The organism is Gammaproteobacteria bacterium (assembly GCA_029884425.1).
GTDB lineage: Bacteria > Pseudomonadota > Gammaproteobacteria > S012-40 > S012-40 > JAOUHV01.
Genome location: JAOUHV010000022.1, coordinates 24,798 through 44,338, shown reverse-complemented (window position 1 = coordinate 44,338; position 19,541 = coordinate 24,798). Strand labels below are relative to the sequence as shown.

General features: G+C 51.8%; 18 protein-coding genes. 3 read left to right on the top strand and 15 right to left on the bottom strand.

Features of this window, described 5'->3' with window-relative positions; genetic code table 11:
• From OEW58_07800 to rpe, 12 genes are all read right to left on the bottom strand, one after another.
• Nucleotides 1–427, bottom strand: a 427-nt coding sequence (locus OEW58_07800) for a hypothetical protein (GenBank protein ID MDH5301247.1), incomplete at its 3' end; no start/stop codon positions are given.
• 2 nt (nt 428–429) lie between these two features.
• Nucleotides 430–1,491 (bottom strand): 6-bladed beta-propeller, encoded by a 1,062-nt coding sequence (locus OEW58_07795; protein MDH5301246.1) that lies wholly within the window; start codon nt 1,489–1,491, stop codon nt 430–432.
• 42 nt (nt 1,492–1,533) lie between these two features.
• The gene (locus tag OEW58_07790) at nt 1,534–2,409 is read right to left on the bottom strand and encodes a hypothetical protein (GenBank protein MDH5301245.1); all 876 of its coding nucleotides are present in this window, start codon (nt 2,407–2,409) and stop codon (nt 1,534–1,536) included.
• A gap of 95 nt (nt 2,410–2,504) precedes the next feature.
• Nucleotides 2,505–3,107 (bottom strand): cytochrome c3 family protein, encoded by a 603-nt coding sequence (locus tag OEW58_07785; protein MDH5301244.1) that lies wholly within the window; start codon nt 3,105–3,107, stop codon nt 2,505–2,507.
• Between the two features lie 46 nt (nt 3,108–3,153).
• Nucleotides 3,154–4,671, bottom strand: coding sequence for a hypothetical protein (locus tag OEW58_07780; GenBank protein MDH5301243.1), 1,518 nt, complete (start codon nt 4,669–4,671; stop codon nt 3,154–3,156).
• Nucleotides 4,672–4,841: 170 nt separating this feature from the next.
• Nucleotides 4,842–5,537: a cytochrome c, class I gene (locus tag OEW58_07775; protein MDH5301242.1), complete on the bottom strand. Its 696-nt coding sequence runs from the start codon at nt 5,535–5,537 to the stop codon at nt 4,842–4,844.
• 32 nt (nt 5,538–5,569) lie between these two features.
• Nucleotides 5,570–6,004 carry a hypothetical protein gene (locus OEW58_07770; protein ID MDH5301241.1) on the bottom strand — a complete coding sequence of 145 codons (435 nt, stop codon included), beginning with the start codon at nt 6,002–6,004 and terminating at the stop codon, nt 5,570–5,572.
• 159 nt (nt 6,005–6,163) lie between these two features.
• A complete protein-coding gene (locus OEW58_07765) occupies nt 6,164–7,918 on the bottom strand; it encodes a hypothetical protein (protein ID MDH5301240.1) in 1,755 nt (584 codons plus the stop codon).
• 168 nt (nt 7,919–8,086) lie between these two features.
• Nucleotides 8,087–9,103: a peptidylprolyl isomerase gene (locus OEW58_07760; protein MDH5301239.1), complete on the bottom strand. Its 1,017-nt coding sequence runs from the start codon at nt 9,101–9,103 to the stop codon at nt 8,087–8,089.
• Between the two features lies 1 nt (nt 9,104).
• On the bottom strand, nt 9,105–9,974 hold the full coding sequence (locus OEW58_07755; GenBank protein ID MDH5301238.1) for a cytochrome c3 family protein: 870 nt from the start codon (nt 9,972–9,974) through the stop codon (nt 9,105–9,107).
• Between the two features lie 188 nt (nt 9,975–10,162).
• Nucleotides 10,163–11,077, bottom strand: coding sequence for a hypothetical protein (locus OEW58_07750; protein ID MDH5301237.1), 915 nt, complete (start codon nt 11,075–11,077; stop codon nt 10,163–10,165).
• 152 nt (nt 11,078–11,229) lie between these two features.
• Complete coding sequence (gene rpe, locus OEW58_07745; protein MDH5301236.1) at nt 11,230–11,925, bottom strand: ribulose-phosphate 3-epimerase; 696 nt, start codon at nt 11,923–11,925, stop codon at nt 11,230–11,232.
• A 92-nt stretch (nt 11,926–12,017) separates the two neighbouring features.
• On the opposite strand from rpe, the gene OEW58_07740 reads away from it, so the two are divergent.
• On the top strand, nt 12,018–12,923 hold the full coding sequence (locus OEW58_07740; protein ID MDH5301235.1) for an alpha/beta hydrolase family protein: 906 nt from the start codon (nt 12,018–12,020) through the stop codon (nt 12,921–12,923).
• 102 nt (nt 12,924–13,025) lie between these two features.
• Entirely contained in the window at nt 13,026–15,383 is a 2,358-nt protein-coding gene (locus OEW58_07735) for a hypothetical protein (protein MDH5301234.1), read from the top strand.
• A 30-nt stretch (nt 15,384–15,413) separates the two neighbouring features.
• On the opposite strand, the gene OEW58_07730 is transcribed toward OEW58_07735, so the two are convergent.
• On the bottom strand, nt 15,414–15,800 hold the full coding sequence (locus OEW58_07730; protein ID MDH5301233.1) for a DUF302 domain-containing protein: 387 nt from the start codon (nt 15,798–15,800) through the stop codon (nt 15,414–15,416).
• A gap of 154 nt (nt 15,801–15,954) precedes the next feature.
• On the opposite strand from OEW58_07730, the gene OEW58_07725 reads away from it, so the two are divergent.
• Nucleotides 15,955–16,542 (top strand): methyltransferase, encoded by a 588-nt coding sequence (locus tag OEW58_07725; GenBank protein ID MDH5301232.1) that lies wholly within the window; start codon nt 15,955–15,957, stop codon nt 16,540–16,542.
• Nucleotides 16,543–16,547: 5 nt separating this feature from the next.
• On the opposite strand, the gene OEW58_07720 is transcribed toward OEW58_07725, so the two are convergent.
• Both OEW58_07720 and OEW58_07715 read right to left on the bottom strand, forming a co-directional pair.
• The gene (locus tag OEW58_07720; GenBank protein ID MDH5301231.1) at nt 16,548–16,916 is read right to left on the bottom strand and encodes a hypothetical protein; all 369 of its coding nucleotides are present in this window, start codon (nt 16,914–16,916) and stop codon (nt 16,548–16,550) included.
• Nucleotides 16,917–17,051: 135 nt separating this feature from the next.
• Nucleotides 17,052–19,391: a VWA domain-containing protein gene (locus OEW58_07715; GenBank protein ID MDH5301230.1), complete on the bottom strand. Its 2,340-nt coding sequence runs from the start codon at nt 19,389–19,391 to the stop codon at nt 17,052–17,054.
• Nucleotides 19,392–19,541 lie beyond the last annotated feature (150 nt).

Here is a 19,541-nt window from a genome sequence, read left to right as displayed (position 1 = left end):
CAGTCATACTACCCACCGTCGCCACCGACAACGTACCGTCATGACATGACAAACACATTTTGGAAGCATTACCAGGTTGCGCCAAAGTCGCATCGGTTGAGCCAGATGCGTACAGCGTATACGTCACGGCACCGCCCGCCGTTTCGATGGCGTCACGCGCCCACAACGGTCGAGGATTGCCAACATTCGCAGCCGCAGCATGAGGGATATGGCAGAATACGCAGACTTCTTTTTGATTAGTGGATACGACGTTGCGCGGCTCGTTGGTTTTCAGCGGTGCAGGGCCATCCACGGAAAAATTATGGCGAGTATTGGAAACATCGGGAACGCGATCAGGGGCTAACGGAAAATCCAACGCCAGAACCAGGTGACTCCAGGCCAACATTCCGCCCAGACACGCAGCGAGCATTACTCCCATTTTGCGCATATTTAACCGCCGGTATTATGATTATTCTCAGGTGGTGGTGAATCGCTTTGCGCATCACCCACATAGTCAAAGCTTACTACTCGACCATTGAACATGTCGGCCACAAAAATCCGTTTATCTCCGTCAGTCCACACGCCTGCAGGCAAATAAAACTGGCCAGGATTTTTCCCGGAACCGCCCATAGGCAAGAGTAAGCGCCCCTCCGCGTCGTATACTAGCAGATAGTCATAGTACGATTCCACAACATAGATGTGTCCCGCACCATCAACCGCCACCCCCTTGGGTCGCGGCATGTTGCCGATATACATGCCTCGCGTACCGAACGACGAAATAAATTCACCCCGCAGCGACAATATCTGCACTCGTGAGTTCAGCGTATCCGTCACCAACAAGCGATCACCATCAATCGCCAGATGCGTGGGACCATTAAATTGCCCAGGCCCTTCTCCGCGCTGACCTATCGTGCGCACCAGAGTGCCGCTAGCGTTAAAAACCTGAATATTATGTGCTGCAGCATCGGCGACGAACATCAATGACTGCGTCGAATCAAACACAATTCCCGTGGGACGTTGCAAGACACTTTCGCCCACCCAGCCCAGCGGCTCACCATCCGAATCCAGGCGAACTACAACACTCAAGTCCGCATCAGTGACCCACAGCTCCCCATTCACGCCCTGACTGATCGCAATGGGTGTTTGAAACGCGTGTTTAGCAGAGGCTGCATCCCAAAACCGCAAGTGCCCTTCTGCCTGATCAAACACAAACACGCCTTTGCGGCCAACATCAGTTACATAAACACGCCCTGCGCTCACATCAGTATAACCGGACGACGGACGCTGCAAAGAGCTGCGCTGATCTCCGCCCAACAGTACGCCTGTCAGTACGAACCAGGCCTTTTTTAGAAAATTACTTGAGGTAGTTTCAGAAAAATTACTCGCGCCCGACAACTCGCCCACGTAGACAAAGCGAACCCGATCCGGCGGCACTGGCCAACTGGCGGACTGTGCATGCTGATACTGCAATGCGACGGGAGAAGACGCGCATGCCGCTATCAAAAGCGGCATGAGCAACACGAAAAAAAACGATTTACGCAGCATGGTGAGCTGTTACAGCGAACCCACTTTGGCGGCAGGCGGGATCACATCAAACACCTGAATTCGGCCATTCAAGCTGTCTGCAACGTACAGCTTGTCATCCACCAGCTTCATGTCGCTGATGTAACGAAATTCGCCGTCGCCGTAGCCATTTCTACCGATGACATCAATCAACTCACCGCGCTGAAAAACTTTGATGGTGCTGTCCGACTTTTCAGCAACATACACCCGACCGAATCTATCCACGGCAAGCGCCGTTGGAAAATCCAACTTGTCCGAACCAAAGTCACCCTGATATTGCCCGGACTCATCCAGCATTTGCACACTTAACTCAATTCGATCGCTGACCAGATAGCCACCAGGCACTTTAATCATGTCGGTAATAATGCGGAATTTCCCCGTTCCTTCGCCGCGCCCACCCATACCGCGCAACGGTTCACCATCACGATTGAATACAATAACTTTGCTATAAACTTCGTCAGCAATATAAACTTCGTTGTTTGCTTCGTTGACTACCACCGCGATGGGGCGGGAAATATTGGAATCGTCACGGTATACCTTACGCAGCTCACCATCACCGGCAAACCATAAAACCCGCTTACCCTGCGTATCCGCAACATAGAACGAGCCATCCGCTGCAACAAAGATATCTGATGCTTCATCCTGGATTAACTCTCCAGCGCCTCGAAACGGTGAAATTCGATCATTGGCCAAATCGTATACCAATAACACACCGTCATTGCCCGCATCCGCAATATAGAGCAGCCCATTACGCACACCAATGGCCGCAGGACGCTTGATATCGTAGGTTGCACTTCCAGCCAGCATCGAAACAAAAAAACCATCCCCCGCCAACTTGACGGTATCAATGGTTTTAACATGCGACAAAGTTTTTGCCTGACCGCCTGACGAAAAGTGCACCGGGGCAGTCACCGGAGTACTCGCGCACCCCAGCAATGCAAGAGTAAAAAATCCGCCTGTTATTATTTGTAGCGCAGTCCTGCGCTTTCGCGGGGTTCTTTGTGGCATCGATCACACTCATAGGGTGGAAAAGCAACCTTACCGTGGCACACACCGCAGTACTCACCCTGCATGATGGCCGCCATGGTCACGGGGTTAGCGCCTCGCTGTGGAATAAATATCCCAGGATGGCAATTTTTACAGGTTAACCAAATCGTGTGGGGGCGATGGGGAAAGCGCACATACGGCATTGATGCCGTATTCTGAAAAATGACGTCGAAATCCACAGAGTGCATTTTTTCATCGCCAGTCAAGCCCGTGCGAGGGTTGATCAAACCTTTATCCAGCGCTTCAACCCAATTGATGATACCGCGCTTATCCCGAGGAAAATTAAGCATGGCTTCCGCTGGCGGCTGCAAAATAGCAACGGATTCATTGAACGGATCATGAATACCATCCTCGGCAATAGGAACAACATCACCGTGCAATTGAAAATGACCAGAGCTGGCTTCATAAGTTGCCTCCAACTTAGGTTGCTCTGCGGCTATCACCGACGCTGCAAACCCCAGCGCTGCGGCCATCAGCATGCCCAGCACGCTCTTCGCCCTTGTCTTAACAAACTTCATGTCCCATCCGCATCCAAATATTAGCAATCAATCCATACAAAACGAGTTACATGGAAACACCCAGTCTCATCAAGGCAACCCGCAACTCTGAGGTTGCATCCTTGATAACAACAATCGCCTCGTCAACACGACCAGCAGCCATCGATTCATCCGCCTTTTGTGCATAAAACTTAGCCTTATCCACAAACTGTTGAGCAGCATCTATTCTGCTCTGTTCAGGCTTGCGCATTTCAATCGCCGTTGGAATTAACTCGATGTAACTGAAATAACGTTTCTTTTCGTATTCGTATTCATCCGCAGGGGTATCAAACTTAAGTTCAAACACCACCGTACGCGACCCAACCATCTCATTAAGCGCTGTTGTAATCAAATACTCTACACGAGTCAGCTCCTTTTTAGCTTCAGCGTATTTCTCTGATTTCGCCAATTGCGTGGCTGAGGACAACATTTCATCGACCCGTTTTTGGTCAAAGGCCACGGCCTTTTCACCTTTTTTCTTCGCTTGAGAAAAAGCGCGTTGATGAGATTCTTTGATGCTATCAATCGAATGCAGTTTTTCCTCGTAAGCCTTTTTGGCTTCTACCAAGTTATTCTTTTCAGCTTGCGCGGCACCAGGCGTTTTCAGCAAATCTGCCGCTGCCTCAGCTGCTGAATAAGCAACATCCAAATTACCTTTGCCCAAAGCCGCATCAGACTCCTTAATCTTGCCTTCGATGGCAGCCTTGGCTGCAGCATCAAGTTGCTTACCCCGAATGCCCAACATCATCTTGGCGTAAGCTATTTTCTGCTTCACTTTGCCTTCATCAACATGCGAATGACCAGCACCGCTCGCATTTTTGGCCAACGCCTTTTGTCTTTCTTCGAGCAATCGCTTCTTAACCGCAGCAACATCCGCATTTTTGTCCACGATAACAATGCGACCACCCATATTTTTGTGGTTGCGGCATTGGTAGTAAAGCGTCTCTGGCGTGGATTCATCCGTCTGCAGAACGACATCACCCTTGTAGGTGAACTGCCCTGTCACCCCCGTGGTGTATACACTACCACCCCAACCAACAGCACTGGTGGTGATGTAAAAGTCATGTTTGACGTCGGTATCTACACGGAACGTGAATTTATCTCCTCGACGGACAATGATGTCATCGCCCATCACCCCGTTTACCAAAAAGCCATTGGGGTGACCTTCACCAAACTCAGGGTGCGACTTGTCTTTACTATCTACAGAGATCAATACAGTATTGGGTTCTTTGGGAATAACCAACGCAGGTTTTGCCGGAGAAGGTGATGCGACGGGTATCGCATCCGGTGTTTTGGGTGATAAATTCACCGCCTCGGCAGCGGGCTTCACATCCGCCGCACTCGGGGGGGCTGACATGAGTTCGATTTCTTGATCTTCCTTCGCCAGCTGTGCAGCCTCGCGCTGCTCTTCGGATATTTGTGGTTGGGAAGATTCTGAAGACGCCCGATTCAAGCCCAAGTGGCCACAACCTGCCATTGCCGCAACCACACCTAGCAACGCAAAACTTTCCACGCAGCTCTTAACGATTTTCTTGTTCAAAGCCATTACACCCTTACTCTTACGTTGATTTGACATAACGCGATGTATCGGCCGGCCCAATCCAGAACTAAATCGAACCGCAAACGTGCTCCCCACAAACAAAGCACACCCCGACAACTCAGATGTACTTTGTTTGTGGGTACCGCCCACCCAGGCGGCACCCGACAATCAATGGCTTAGCGCCAAGGATTCTTCACTGTCGCACCGCTCAAAGGAGGCGTCCAGTTCTTGTCCTTCGGCTTGGAGTGACACAGTTTGCAGGATGAGGTAGTCACAGGGAAAGAGACCTTACCATGACAAACACCACATTTCTCACCCAAGATAATGGCTGACATGTTGATCTGGTTTGCGCCCGCCTGTGGCACAAAGATCTTTGGATGACAGTTGGAGCAGTGCAACCACACAGTGTGCGGCTTATGTGGGAACACCACATCTGGCACAGATGCTTTCACCGGACGCACGATGTCCAGATCCATAACAAAGGGCTCAACCTCTGGATCAACGCGGTCATAGCGAGGATTAATCTTACCTTCCGCCAACACCTGCACCCAGTTTACGTGGTTACCAAAATTAGTTTTTGGCCAGCCCTCGTAAGCCACCTTGGGCGGCTGCAGGTTAAAAGTATTGTCATTATCTGTGTCGTGAATACCATCTTCAGGTGGAGCGGCATTCGGATCCTTGTCTTTCTTCAACAAGCGGTTAAAAGTGTTCGCGTTGGAAACACTAACCTGCTTTGGTACTGAACCGGTAACTTCAGCAGAAGTCACGGGGGTCGCTGCTGCCACAACAGAAATACCTTCAGCTTGCACAGTCAGCGGGATCATCGCTGCGACCGAAGCAGCAATAGCTAGCGTTTTTATCATCTCTCTCATGGTCTCTTATCCTTAATCTATGTTCGCCACAATTATTTCTTGTTGGTATCCAGAGACTTGTAGGCCGGAGCTACGAGACGCTGAACTGTACTTCCACTGATGTGAGTAGGAGTACCAGGAATACCAGAGTGACACAGGCCGCAGTTTTCTACGGACCAAGAGATCTCACCGTTATGGCAAGCACCACAGAACTGGCCATCGATAATTTTTGCCATGGTAATTTCATTACCACCGGCCTTGAACTTAAAGCCCAAGTCCGCGTGACAAACCTTACAACGGAAACGAATACGGTGATACCAATGAGGAAATACGACTGGACGCATGCCTGCGGCATCTGCATAGTTGTTAATGACGACGTCTGCATACTCTGCTTGAGCAGTCTGCGGTGTTATAAGCACTCCAACCCAGGCTAACACCCCAAACAGGGCGATTTTCCAAACAGCAGTGCGCTCCGATTTGGCTCTCATGATTACATTCTCCGTTTGTTTTTAATCAATTATTTTACCGAAACAAACAGCCATACCCCCAGAAGCGAACAGGCTGCCTTTGTTTTTCTACACCGCAACGGCGCCCCAGCGACCGCTGCCCCAACAATACTCAACCCAGCGAAACAGCACTAAAGAGTATTAGAAACTTCTGTTGATCTGCAACACACCCATGCGGTTACCGATACCGGAATCGCTCTGCATCGCCCGTAAGAATAGATCAGTATTCAGCTTACCCACACTATAACTGATTCTACTTTCCCAGTCTCCCTGCAGACGGTCAGCACCGAAACGATTCTCAATACTGGTTCCCTCGAGTTTGGTTCGAAATTTGAGCCTATATATACCAAACAACCGGGAATGTTGGTAGTTCAACTGGGCACTTGATGTGGTTGTTAGACTAATATTTGAACCATCACCGGCATCGCGTCGGGTCATCTGGGACGAGACATTTCCGCCCCAGGTGCTTAGTCTGCTGAGGGACGAATTTTTGGAAATTTGCAAGGTTGCCACCTGATTACTACCATCAACAACCAATTCTCGAGAATCTATTGCAGTCAACTGGGCATAAAACGAATCACTACGCTCATTGAGACCATAGGCTGCGGTAGCTGTATGCGTCAACGCCAAGGACTCATCCTCAACACGACCAAACTTGGCTAGCTGCCTGACGGCCTGCTGACCACTCACACGCAAATTCGAGCGATTCCCGGTATTCCAGCTGCGATTAGCTGAATGACCCAAGCCAGCATTTGCTGTCTGCCCGGTTTCCGTCCGTTGATATTCGGCGACCACATCCTCTTGTACACCACCGTCTGCGAACCAGTAATACGTCATTTTACCCAGCAACTGGCGATCGGACTGAAAATACACCAAGGCCGCCACGTTACCCGCCAGACTGTTGCTTCCCTGGGTTTCCAGATCAGAAACATTACCTGTCAGTGTTAACCGCGTTTTGCGATTAAGGTGATAGTTGCCAGCCATATTGGCGGCGAAACTGTGTTGACGTGCGTCCTTGGTCGGAAATACCTGTGTCCGCCGATTCAAACGGACTGCGCCAGTAGCAGTATACGGCTTATAATCTGGTCGCCAGTAAAACATGCTAGTTGCCTGATCGCTGGTGGTTTCACTCTGCGACTTGAAGGCAAAATCGGAGTACTTCGACTCGTCCTCAATCGTATTTACCGACTGACTTCCCAGCGTTTTGATGTAAAAGGTACTGGTCGGAAAATAATCATGGGTCAGCGACACCATCTGCGACGTTGATGCACGATCAACATCCGAATTATCCTGCTGTTGCTGGGTAGCATTTGCGTACAAATTAAAACGCTCGCCGCGATGCTGAAATTTCGCACCCAGTGTTGTGTCCTGAATATCATACTTGGGACGGCTCTGATCGTAATCATCAAAATCCCGCATACTAACGTCGTACCAGGCATCAACGCGCGAACCCCAGTTGGTGATCAGCGATTGACGCGCATTTACACTTCTACTACGGGTTTTGGTAAAAAAATGATCTTCCAGGGTATGCTTGTTTGCCCAATCATAGTCACGATTGACTTGATTAAACGAAGCACTAAAGGGAAAGCGGCTCACCGGAAACAGCGAAAGCGCTGCATTACCCGACAAGATTTCTGCTTGATTGTTGACGTTTTCATTTTCAGCAGTATGCCCACTGAAGCTGGCTCCACCACTGTATTGCGCAAACCAGGGCTGCCATAGATAGCCACGCGTACCCAGCGATCCAACCATGGTCGAATCTTCGCTACGAGCACCACCATCAGCCTCTTGCAAACCATAGAAAAAACCAACGTTACCGAACAGCGAAGGCGATGCCTCATCCGCCTGCAAACCTGCGCCAAGCACGGATAACGCCAAGCCACATGCCAGCACCACCCCAGTCACTCCTGGAGTCCGCGCATGTGTACATCGCGTTTTCGCAACCGCTCGTTTTTTCCCCTCGCTTGCAAACAGCATAAAGCCGAAGCACCCCTGCATATTATTTTTTGTTTTATTCAGCAGCTGGTCATCTCCCCAAATGACCAACGCAGATTATCCCCAGTGCTACAACGCAGCGCTATTGATGGTAACTTTTGTCGTATCACGCAAGCGTTTTACCGCTTGTTGCCAGGCATGATCACTCAGCTCGCGCACCAATAATTGTCGCGCCCGTTCTGCCACATCATCAAACTTGTTCAGCTTTGCCTGGCGTCGCTCTTCCAGACGAAACAGGGCAATACCGGTTAACAAACTGACTGGCTCAGAGACTGCGCCTATTTGCAATTGATCAATCACCTGTTGAGCAGGTCCGGCCAACATGCCTTTATGCAAATAGCCCATGTCGCCACCTGCGGATGCCGATGCGTCTGCAGAATGAATTCTCGCCATGGCCGCAAAATCCGCCCCACCACGCAGGCGCTTCAGCAAAATCCCTGCTTCTTCACGCGCCGCCTGCCAAACATCAGAGGTTGATGCCGGATCAACCTTAAGCAAAATCAGCGACAACCGAATTTGCTCAGGCGTAGTGAACAATTCTGGGTGTTTTTTGTAATACTCACGTACAGCGACATCATTCGGTAACGCAACTTTGCGCACTCTTTCCTCGAAGCGCTGCAACAAACTCTCTTCTTCCAGTGCTGCCGTCAAACCTGGCAAAATGACATCTTTGTTTTGTCGCCAGTGCTGCTGCTGACTGTACCTGGCCTCATACTGCGCCAACTGAGCTTTCACCGCCGCCGCATCAGGACGCACACCAACTCGCTTGGCCTCCTGCACCAGCAACGCACGATCAATCAGCGTCTGCGATACCTCTTTGCGAAATGCCTGCAACTGCTCCTGCGGCACCTTGCCATGATAAAACCGTTTGCGCAAACCTGCCTGATAAGCGGATTCAAATTCACTCATCAAAATCGTCTGATCGCCTACGACCGCAAAATATTCCACTTTTTTGGCTGCGGTCGTCAGTTTCTCAGCCGCAGGCACTGCTTGCGACACTGCGCTAAAACACAGCAGCGCCCAAGTGGTACACGCTAAATATTTGCGTTTGTATTTTCGTGCTGCCAACAAAATCAGCTCACCCAAACTATTTCACGTGACAGGTCAGACACAGACCGCTGGGCGTGTCTGTATTGCTGATTCGTAGAAACGTAGGATTTTCGGTGGTATGCGGATCATGGCAACTCGCACACTCCACGAAAGGCTCTTGTTGCGATTGCCCCGCGTAGCCATTACTGGCATCGCGGGTATAAAGGACCACGTCGGTTTTGGTACGCTGCGCATCACCGCCGGTACGCCAATCTTTGTCGACCCACCACAGGAATCGACCGTCGCGGACTTTATACAGCACTGGTGCAAAATCAGGGTCAGTGGTATCGCCTTGTGGCAACTGCGGTGCAGAGGCACTGATACCTCCACCGGCATACTGCATACCAATGGGATGGTCATTGGTCAGATCAATCCCCAGGTTCTGCACAATCCCAGGCTTCAATTCACCACTGTTCACAATATCCGCCCCGGACCAGTTGCCCGCACTAAATCCAGGATTAACCGCCCCGGAGCCTGGCTCATTCAGCAATGCGTCCAACGCAATCGAACCGTCGTGACAGGAAAGACAGCCAATAGATACTGAGCCGACTGGTGCCACTTGCGCGTCAAAGGTACTGGTGCCCAGCTGGTCATACGTGGTGTATGCAGAGCTTGAATTAATTTTGCGATTCCAAAGAGGCACGGAAACACTGGAATCACCGCCGTGAGGGGTGTGACAAAAAACACAAATTTCCGCAGTACCGGAGAATTGATTACGAGCACCGCCGTTCGAACTGGGGCCCGTTCCCGTTGTACCCAGATTATGAACAGATTCGGCAATACCTGCCCAGGATGGTACCGACGCAACAATCGCTCCGGTGAGCGCCAACACTGACCATCCAGCCACCAGGCTGCGGTTTACTCTCATCTCTCCCCCTCGGCAATCCCAGCCCTTTGGACTGTACTGTTCCGCCTCAACATTTATTATTGGTATGGCTTGTCGCAGTAATGCAGAAGCGATCCTCTAGCCGTACTGCCCCGGCAAATGAATACCGCTTAAAAATAGACGCTTTACTGTAGACGACGGCCCGAATTTTCGCAAGCGTAATCCGAGGTTTAGTTCGCCAACCGTTTTCGTTCATCATCGTCGAGCAAACGCAACACTTCGACCTTGCCCAAAAACTGATCAACCACATACAAGCGATTCGTTTCGTCCACATTCATTCCGGCCGGCAGCACATAATGGCCTGGGCCGTATTGATGTTTGGCATCAATGGTTAACAGCAATTGTCCTGCGGCAGTAAAAACCTGAACATTTTGAAACGCTGCATCACTCACATACACGTGATCATAAGAATCCACCGCCAATCCACGTGGCCGGGCCAACTGCCCGATGGCCGCGCCCGGTTTACCCCAGACATATTTAAATTCACCTGATGCAGAGAATCGCTGCACGCGAAAATTTCCCGCATCCATCACCAGCACGTCGCCGTTACTCATCAACGCTAACTGTGACGGATGGTTAAACCGCCCATCCGCCTGACCGCGACCACCAAACGTCGCCAACATCCGACCATCGGCGTCAAATATCGTCACCTGGTGTCGCTGGGATTCCACCCCACCACGGTCCAATGCGTAAATGCGCGAACCATCCTTGCTAACCGCCACATCACTCAGGCGATCGAACATCGTCGGCGCACCCACATCACGCAGAAAATGGCCAAAACGGGTGTATACCGAAACCATGCCGCGATCACTGTCGGCGACATAAATTTGATTCGTCGCATCCATCGCCACACCTAGCGGTTTTTGCAGTTGCCCGTCGCCGCGCCAGCCAAAACTAAACACCCGCTTTCGCGGCATGTCGTAGACATGCACCTGCGCGCTTTGGGTATCGGTAATCGCAATAACGCCATTGTTGGCTGCCACATCGAACGGCTTGTTCAACAGTGGCTGCGACAGCAATACATCATTGAGTTTTGCCTCTAGCGCACTACGCTGGCTGGCCTGAAAAAAATCTGCTGTTTGCAACGTCGCTTCATACACAAAGCGAGGCGTCTGCGGAGGGGCTGGCCAGTAAATGGCAGAAGATGAGGACGAAAAAGTTGCGCAGCCCGCCAGCCCAAGCAGGCTGACGGACAGGCACAGAGCGGATAATCGCGCTAATCCGCTCCGCAAAACAATCAACCGATTTTGGCCTTGGCCAACTCGGCGCGCATCGCGGCGATAACGCTGTTGTAGCGATGAGAGTCAGTTGCCTTGCCGGCACCAAACACCGCAGAACCCGCCACAAACGTATCCGCGCCCGCTTCGGCAATTTCGCGGATGTTGTCGACTTTCACGCCGCCATCAATTTCCAGACGGATGTTGCGACCGGACGCATCAATGATTTTGCGCGCTTCACGCAGTTTGCCCAGTGTCGCTGGAATAAAGCTCTGACCACCAAAACCTGGGTTCACCGACATCAGCAGCACCATGTCTACCTTATCGATCACGTACTTAAGTACGTCCAGCGGCGTCGCTGGATTAAACACCAGACCAGACTTGCAACCTTCGCTCTTGATCAGCTGCAGGGTACGGTCAACATGTTCAGACGCTTCGGGGTGAAACGTAATGTAGCTGGCACCGGCCTTGGCAAAATCAGGAATGATGCGATCAACCGGCTTAACCATCAAATGCACATCGATTTCTGCTTTTACGCCATGCTTGCGCAGCGCTTCACACACCAGCGGACCGATGGTCAGATTAGGCACGTAGTGGTTGTCCATCACGTCGAAGTGAACAATATCCGCACCAGAATCCAGCACGTTAACAACCTCTTCACCCAGGCGGGCGAAATCAGCCGACAGTATCGACGGCGCAATTTTGAAATCTGGCATGACTTTGGCCTCTTGAAAATCCAGTTGTGGTGATCAACACACTTTTAGAGCGCGCACTTTACCTGAAAACAACAGAAGTTTCAGCCCCCAAAATGCAGCAAAATCATCTGTTCTCGTGGATACAACTCCCCCCCCGGCTCATGTTCGGTCTGGGACTTGTGCTATGCATTGCCACCCAACCCGTGCTGGCTGAGAGTAATTACTGGCGAGAAAAGACCTATGCCGATCAGCTGATCAAGCTGTTACCGCAGCGCCAAATCCATTGGCTGAACACCACTCCGCCGACATTATCACTAATCGTCCCCAGTCCAGTCACCTCCCCCAAGGGAGTCGCGCTGATTCTGCCTTCACCCGAAGAACACCCGGATCAACGGCAAGTCATTCAGGCACTGCGCACGCAGTTGCCCGACTACGGCTGGACAAGCCTGAGCGTGCAAATGCCACTGATTGACCAAACCCGCCCAGACCAACGACTTGGCCTGTACGAGGCGTCCGCCCCCCGCCTGGATCAGGCCTTACAGTGGATTGCCGAACAAAATCCGGCCACTCGTGTCGTTGTCATCGCCCACGGTTACAGCGGCGCTTCGGCCATCCATTACCTTCGACAGCATGCGGAACAGTCCAAACCCAATGCAGAACTAATCAAGGGATTGGTACTAATCAGTCTGCCCGGACGGGAGGCCAGCGGCAACTGGCTGGACAGCACCGAACAACTGCAAGGAATTACCCTCCCCATCCTGGACGTGTTTGCCCAATATGACCGCACAGACGTCATCGACAGCGCCCCGGAGCGGCTGCGCGCCAGCCAGATCGCCGGTCGCGCCAACCAGCAGGTCGGTTCCCCTCACACCGCCAAGGTTCGCCAGCTGGCGCAAAACAAAACCGGCAATCCACGCTATCGGCAACAACAAGTCAACGCAGCGAGAGCAGGCTTCCCTCAGGAATATCAAGAACTTGTCAAATCAGTCCGCAGCTGGCTGGTCGACAATCCGCTCTAGTTAGTCACGCCGGGCAAATAAATCTTTCAAACCAATCACAAAACTCCCACAAGTCCGCATGAAACGGTACAATCGCTACAGTTTTGGGACGATACATAGTTGATGTTTAAAGAAAAGCCTTTGTGCTGCACATCGCTGTCAAACCTGCTACTGGTGGTTCTACTCACCGGAACGGGCACGGCTGTGCTGGCGATGGAGCGTTTCCAGGTCAAAGAAATCGACCCAACTATTCTGCCTTTTAACATCAATAACAAAGGCAAAGTCGTCGGCAAATACCTGACGACCGGCGACCCTGTGCTACTGGAACCGGACAGTAACACTGGCCAGTACCTCGCCAGCCTATTGGTGCCACCGGCCAGCACAACCCCTTTGGACCCCTACTCCAGCATCAGTCTTATCGACATCAGCAACAGTTCCAGCGCCGATGGCCAGGACGAGGCCATGGTCGGTACCAGCCAGCTGATTACCGGTCAGCACCGTGGCGTACACCTCAACCGCAAGTCAGGGCAGAATCTCTACAGCTACCTGCCGCCCTACGAAAAAAACATTCCGCAGTGCAAGCCATCGGCCGAAAATGCTCTCCAGCCGCCCTATTGCTACATCTCGGCCAATAACCTTCCAGCATCCTATTGCAGCCAAACTCCCAATTGGAAAGAAGGCGATCCGTGGCGCATCGCCTGCGACACCGAGTCTGAAGCGCTGGGCATAGGAGTCGGCGAACTCATCATTGGCAACTCCTACCGCACCGAATTTGGTGTCCGTATCTCCCGCCCCGTCATCTGGACCCGGGGCGTAGACAACAACGGCAACGCCACCTTCAGCGCCACCGATCTAGGTGCATATGCCAACGATTATGGCCAGTTTGAATATCGCCCTGGTCGCACAGCCGCCATTGATCCCGAAGACATTCACGTCGTCGGCTATTTGCGCCGCAACAACGATCCCAACGGCGAGGAGTACCCGGTAATCTGGCCCTACGTCACCGCAAACAAATTAGCCAATCCGGTGGAACTACACAAGCGCAGTAATATTGTCACCGTAAAGAATGAAGCAGGTGAAAAGCTATACCAGTACACCGATGTCAAAGAAAAATTCCAGAGCACACCCGTCACCCTCACCAGCACCAACCACTTGACCGTCACCGGCTGGTATCCGGATAACAACGACAATCCCGTGCCAATACTCTGGTATCGCGCAGAACCCTCATTGGAATCCGTAAAGGACAAAAATGGCTATGTCATCAAAACCATTCGTCATGAGCTGGTGCAAACCTACGGTCTGATCAACAGTATCAACAAAGGCGAAGGCAATCTGCCACCACTAGGCGGCCAGGCAGGAAAATTCCTGTATCGCTACAACGATGTACTGATTGGTTCACTGTCCACCGACAGCAGCTCCACCCCGGCCATGCGGGCCAGCTATTACTCCGACGACTGTGATCAATTTGATCTTAACCAGCTGGTTTCACCCCCGCTCAGTGGCGGCAATATTCTGGTTGAAGCCCTCAAACTGGAAAGCCGCAGCACAGCGGTCGACGATAAAGTATTTCGCACCACCTACGTGCTGGTCAATGGCGGTACCGGCGGCCAAACCAACAAGTACTACGTGCTGAACAGCTTTGACAAAAAAGTCGATTTGAAAATCAGTCTGGCCAATAACACCGACAGCCTCATCGTCGGCACCGAAAATGACATGCGCGTCACTGTCACCAACCAGGGAGACCCTGACAACACCGGCGACACCAGCAACGATGTCGCCACCTGCATCAATGTCAAACTCACCAGCGCCTACTTCCACAATGACAAATACCGCGATGCGCGCCAGCGACCCGGCGGCATGACCTATAAAAAGGCCACCACTGACAAAGGCAGCTGCAAAACCTCGCTAATCGACGTGAGCTGCACGATCAGACAGCTCGCACTCAATGAAACTGCCAACATTCATATCGAGGCCATCCCCCGCGACCTACTCGCGGATCGCCAGGTTATCACCCACGCCTACGCATTCTCCACCGAAGAGCCTGACAGCGCCATTCGCCCCAAAGAAACCAACCCCGCCACCGGCCGACTGGAACTGGTGGTTGACCCGGTGCTGCCCAATGACCTGCTAAATAACAACGCGGCGGTGTTGCAGCAAGTCAAACGCGCTCCCTGGGAAGGTTATTGCTTTATCGCCACCGCCGCTTACGGCTCCTACTTTGAACCACACGTCAAAGTACTGCGCGATTTCCGAGATCAGTGGTTGCTCACCAATGCGCCGGGACGCTGGTTTGTGGAGCAGTACTACCACTACTCACCACCGCTGGCCGACTTCATCCGCGACCGTGAATATCTGCGCACGATTGTTCGCGGGTTGCTGACCCCACTGGTATACGCCATCGAATATCCACTGCTCGCCCTAAGCCTGCTGCTAACACTGCTCGGTACGCTGATGCTGTACAGACAAAAAAAGGCGGCCTAGGCCGCCTTTTTTCTATCGGGTCACAACCAACTATTTCAGCGCGTCGCGCACCCTCAATAATTTCTCTTTTACCTGCTTGGCCAGTGCGACCACGCCCGGTTTTTTCACCAGTGCCAGTACCGCTTCTGGATCCATGAACGCCACGGTCACGCCACCATCTTCGTCCTGACGCACCAGCACGTTACAGGGCAACAACAAACCAATGTCCGGATCGGCATCAATCGCCTGATTCGCCAGCGGCGGATTACACGCACCCAGAATGCGATACGGACGCTTGTCCACGTTGATTTTGGCCTTGAGCGTCGCCGCCACATCGATATCCACCAATACGCCAAAGCCCTCTTTTTTTAACTCTTCGGTTACCAGGACAATAGCCGCATCAAAATCGCAAGAAACCCGAGTACTAAAACCGTACATGCCAACCTCCGTTGCTCAGAATCAGTGTGAAATTTGACTATAGCATAGATTATTAGCGTTCACTTATTTTCTAACTATAGCCCAGCAATCGTGATGAAATCGACATTCTGCCGCCAGACACTTACAATGCCAGCTTTTTGAGCAACGCCAAATGATGGACAACGACGACTACCTCAAGCAGCTGCGCAAGGATCTGGTCATCCAGGAAACCCTGTGCGAGCAACCGCTGACTTTCCATTCCACCTGGGGCATTTTTTCGCCGCGCGAAATCGACGAAGGCACCCGCCTACTGCTCAAATACGTTGAGATCAACGACGCCGCCGACATTTTTGATTTGGGTTGTGGTTATGGCCCCATCGGCATCACCCTGGCCAAACTGGCCCCCGAAGGTAGAACACTGATGGTCGACAAGGATTTTGTCGCCGTGGAATATGCCAAGAAAAATATTGCGCTGAATCAGTTAAACAATTGCGAAGCCATGCTCAGCAACGGCTTTGAACACATCGGCAATCGCCAATTCGATGTTGTCATCTCCAATGTTCCCGCCAAAGTGGGCAAGGAAATGATGCATATCATTCTCAGCGATGCGCATCGTCACCTGCGTCCCGGTGGACAAATTTATGTGGTCACCATCAACGGCCTGCGTGACTACATCAAACGCAACTTCAAAGAATTTTTTGGCAATTACGACAAGCTAAAACAAGGCACCAACTACACCGTGGCCAAGGCAGTGAAAGAATAACAACTTCACAGGTGGGGTGGTTCGTCTTTCAGTCGCTGCTCCAATACTTGCTGCATTAGTTCCAGCGAATGGGCACGCACTTTTGTCGCAGCGAAGTGATAATAATTAAGTTTGCACTTCACCGGTTGGTGGAGTGCATCGCGACCTTTGTCTTCAAACTCCACCCAGGCAAGAATGGGCATATCATTGTTGGCATCATCCACACACACCCATTCGTGCTCTTCCAGCACCATGGTCATGTGCGGGTAATCCGCTAACGGTACGCGAATCGGTGTAGGAAAATGCAATTTGGCACGACGCCACAGATTGTAAAGTTTGGCATCGATCTCGTCATCGCGTTGCGTGTAATAGGGAACGTCCGCTACTCGGCTCACCGCTTCCTCGCAATAATCCGTTAACGCTATCGACTATATCGGCCTCCGAAACGGATTTGCCAGCCAAAAAATGCCAACGAAACATCGATATCCGCAAACCATGCCGACAAGGTTAAACCACTGCCGGCATCAGCATTAACGCGTCAAACTGGCAAACAACGACGGCAGTTTTTCCGGCAAACGATCAACGTGATCAATGACGGTGTAACTGTTGGCTCCAAAAATCCGCTTCACATAGGCATCCGCATCAGGATCCAGGGTCAGACAGTAGGTCATCACACCCTTGGTGGATAATTCTTCCACTGCTTTCTTGGTATCCATGCGCAAATGCTGCGGATCGCGTTCGTCAATGTCTGCAGGTTCACCGTCGGTCACCACCAGAATTAATTTTTTGCGCTCGCGCTGTTCAAGCAAATGACGACCAGCATGGCGCAATGCCGCGCCCATACGCGTGGAGTATCCGCCTTTCATACCGGCCAGGCGCGACTTCACATCATCGCCCCACTTCTCGGCAAAATCCTTAAAGCGGTAGTACTGCACATCATGCCGACCGTCCGAAGCAAAACCGTGAATCGCAAACGGATCGCCCACGCCATTGATCGCGGTAGCCACCAGTGAAGCCGCTTCGCGCGTCAGCTCCAGCACGGTTTTTTCCGAGCCATTCATTTTTTCGTTGGTGGATTCCGACAAATCCAGCAACACCACTACTGACAAATCGCGATTCTTGATCACGTTACGCATGGTGATGCGCGGATTAGGCTGTTCTCCCATACGAATCGAAATCATCGCATCAATAGCAGCGTTGATATCAATCTCATCGCCATCTTCCAGATTACGTACACGCTGCACGCCCTCGGGCTGCAACATGTCGATAATTTTCTTGATGCGATGAGTAACCGGCTTGTGCTCGATCAGAATATTGTCAATGATCTGCGGATCAGCCTTGGGCTGACGACGTTCGAACACCGTCGCCCAATCAGGGCGATGCAACTGCACTTGATAATCCCACTCCTGATAGTGGAAGGGATCAGACACCGGCTCCTTGCCCCACATCTGATTAAAGCTGACCGTGGTTTCCAGATCATCCTCGTAAGGCATAAACTCGGTAGCGCAAATCCACACTTCCTGCGCATCATCGCCGGCCAGTTCGCAATCCACTTCGTTGGCCATTTCCACGGCGCTGACATATTTGCGCACCTGACGCTGGCTGGCCGCCATGTATTCCTCGCTGTCGGCCCAAGCAAATTCGTCAAAATCCCAGATCAGACGATTGTCATCGCGATAAGGAATGCGCAATGATTCGAGAATACGCAGACTGGGCACATCTTTGCGCGCTGTCAGCAAATTAAACAGCTCCAGACCCATGTGCCAGGAGAACTGCGGATTGTCCTTGTTGGATTCAACGTTGGTGCGGAATTTTTCCACCAGGGCGTCAATTTCCGCGTCACCCACTTTTTCTTCTGCATCAAGCAGTGACAACGCCACACGCTCCAACACCAACACCGTCGGATGCAACGGTTTGTCTTTGCGCTCAATGCGGTGCAAAGAACCCCACAGTTTTTTCAGACCGGGGAAGTTTTGCATTGCGCAATATTCAATGCGCGCATCTTCCATGAATCCGATAAAAAATATCTGTGCGGGACTGAGCTGCTCGGCAGAAATTGGCTCACGGGTATACATCAAATGCGCGGCCTGGTGAACCACCATGGCGCGATACAGATCCTGACCACTCACATCACCGATGGGGTCGACCGCATCGGGCAAGTGCATGATGCGTGCTTGAATATAGGGTTTAAAGCCATCGTGATCTGCCGCCGTAGGACGCAGGAAAAAGTCACGGCCCCACAAGGCGCGCAAATAGAAATTCATCTTGCGCTGATTATCGATAAACAGCGAGCCTCGACGCTGTTGCTGCAGCATCGCTTTGGAATCTTCAGTTTCCAGCGCGAAAAATCTGGCCTGACCGGGAAGGTCTTTGGCATACGCCTGCGCACCATACAAGGCCCAGCGCTTCAAACCGCTCAGTGTCAACTTGGACAGCAGTTCATCCATCACGCCCAACATCGGCCGCAGACCGCGTGATGCCTTGGCAGACAACTGATGAATTAATTGCAGATAGGCGCGTACCATTTCTGGATCACCCAGACGGCGCGACACATTGGGCAAGCTGGCAAACATCAACGCAATGACTTCGCCAGAAGTCATCGACGACAGCTTCATCGCCGCGCTGATACAGTCACGAATAATGTCGTCACCACATTCTTTGGCAACGGCGGGCATTTCTTCCAGGAAAGAGGTAACCAGATTGGGGCCACGTCCAAGATTGGCCAGACCTCGCGCACCTTCCATGTAATCATGCAGCGCCTGCGCAGACATATTGCGCGCGGCCTCATGAAACGTGGCATCGAGAGTGTCTTTTAGCTGTGGCGCTGCTTTTTCCAGCGCTTCACGATAATCGTCGAGATTTACGCTCATGATTCTCTCCTAGAATCCAGGCGCAATACACCAGTCGCAATTTTACTTCCTGGTGGCAAACTATGCCTGGATGTCGCTTAAGTCACCTGCGGGATAAGTATTATCCAACGCGTTGTGTCTTGTGGTGCGCACGGCGCACCCTACATCCAG

What these genes read in the sequence shown, in the direction of transcription:
- OEW58_07725 (MDH5301232.1), top strand. Translation starts at nt 15,955, where the DNA reads ATGGACAACGACGACTACCTCAAGCAGCTGCGCAAGGATCTGGTCATC.
- OEW58_07795 (MDH5301246.1), bottom strand. Translation starts at nt 1,491, where the DNA reads ATGCCGCTTTTGATAGCGGCATGCGCGTCTTCTCCCGTCGCATTGCAG.
- OEW58_07755 (MDH5301238.1), bottom strand. Translation starts at nt 9,974, where the DNA reads ATGAGAGTAAACCGCAGCCTGGTGGCTGGATGGTCAGTGTTGGCGCTC.
- OEW58_07735 (MDH5301234.1), top strand. Translation starts at nt 13,026, where the DNA reads ATGTTTAAAGAAAAGCCTTTGTGCTGCACATCGCTGTCAAACCTGCTA.
- OEW58_07770 (MDH5301241.1), bottom strand. Translation starts at nt 6,004, where the DNA reads ATGAGAGCCAAATCGGAGCGCACTGCTGTTTGGAAAATCGCCCTGTTT.
- OEW58_07785 (MDH5301244.1), bottom strand. Translation starts at nt 3,107, where the DNA reads ATGAAGTTTGTTAAGACAAGGGCGAAGAGCGTGCTGGGCATGCTGATG.
- OEW58_07715 (MDH5301230.1), bottom strand. Translation starts at nt 19,391, where the DNA reads ATGAGCGTAAATCTCGACGATTATCGTGAAGCGCTGGAAAAAGCAGCG.
- OEW58_07780 (MDH5301243.1), bottom strand. Translation starts at nt 4,671, where the DNA reads ATGGCTTTGAACAAGAAAATCGTTAAGAGCTGCGTGGAAAGTTTTGCG.
- OEW58_07740 (MDH5301235.1), top strand. Translation starts at nt 12,018, where the DNA reads ATGCAGCAAAATCATCTGTTCTCGTGGATACAACTCCCCCCCCGGCTC.
- rpe (MDH5301236.1), bottom strand. Translation starts at nt 11,925, where the DNA reads ATGCCAGATTTCAAAATTGCGCCGTCGATACTGTCGGCTGATTTCGCC.
- OEW58_07775 (MDH5301242.1), bottom strand. Translation starts at nt 5,537, where the DNA reads ATGAGAGAGATGATAAAAACGCTAGCTATTGCTGCTTCGGTCGCAGCG.
- OEW58_07730 (MDH5301233.1), bottom strand. Translation starts at nt 15,800, where the DNA reads ATGTACGGTTTTAGTACTCGGGTTTCTTGCGATTTTGATGCGGCTATT.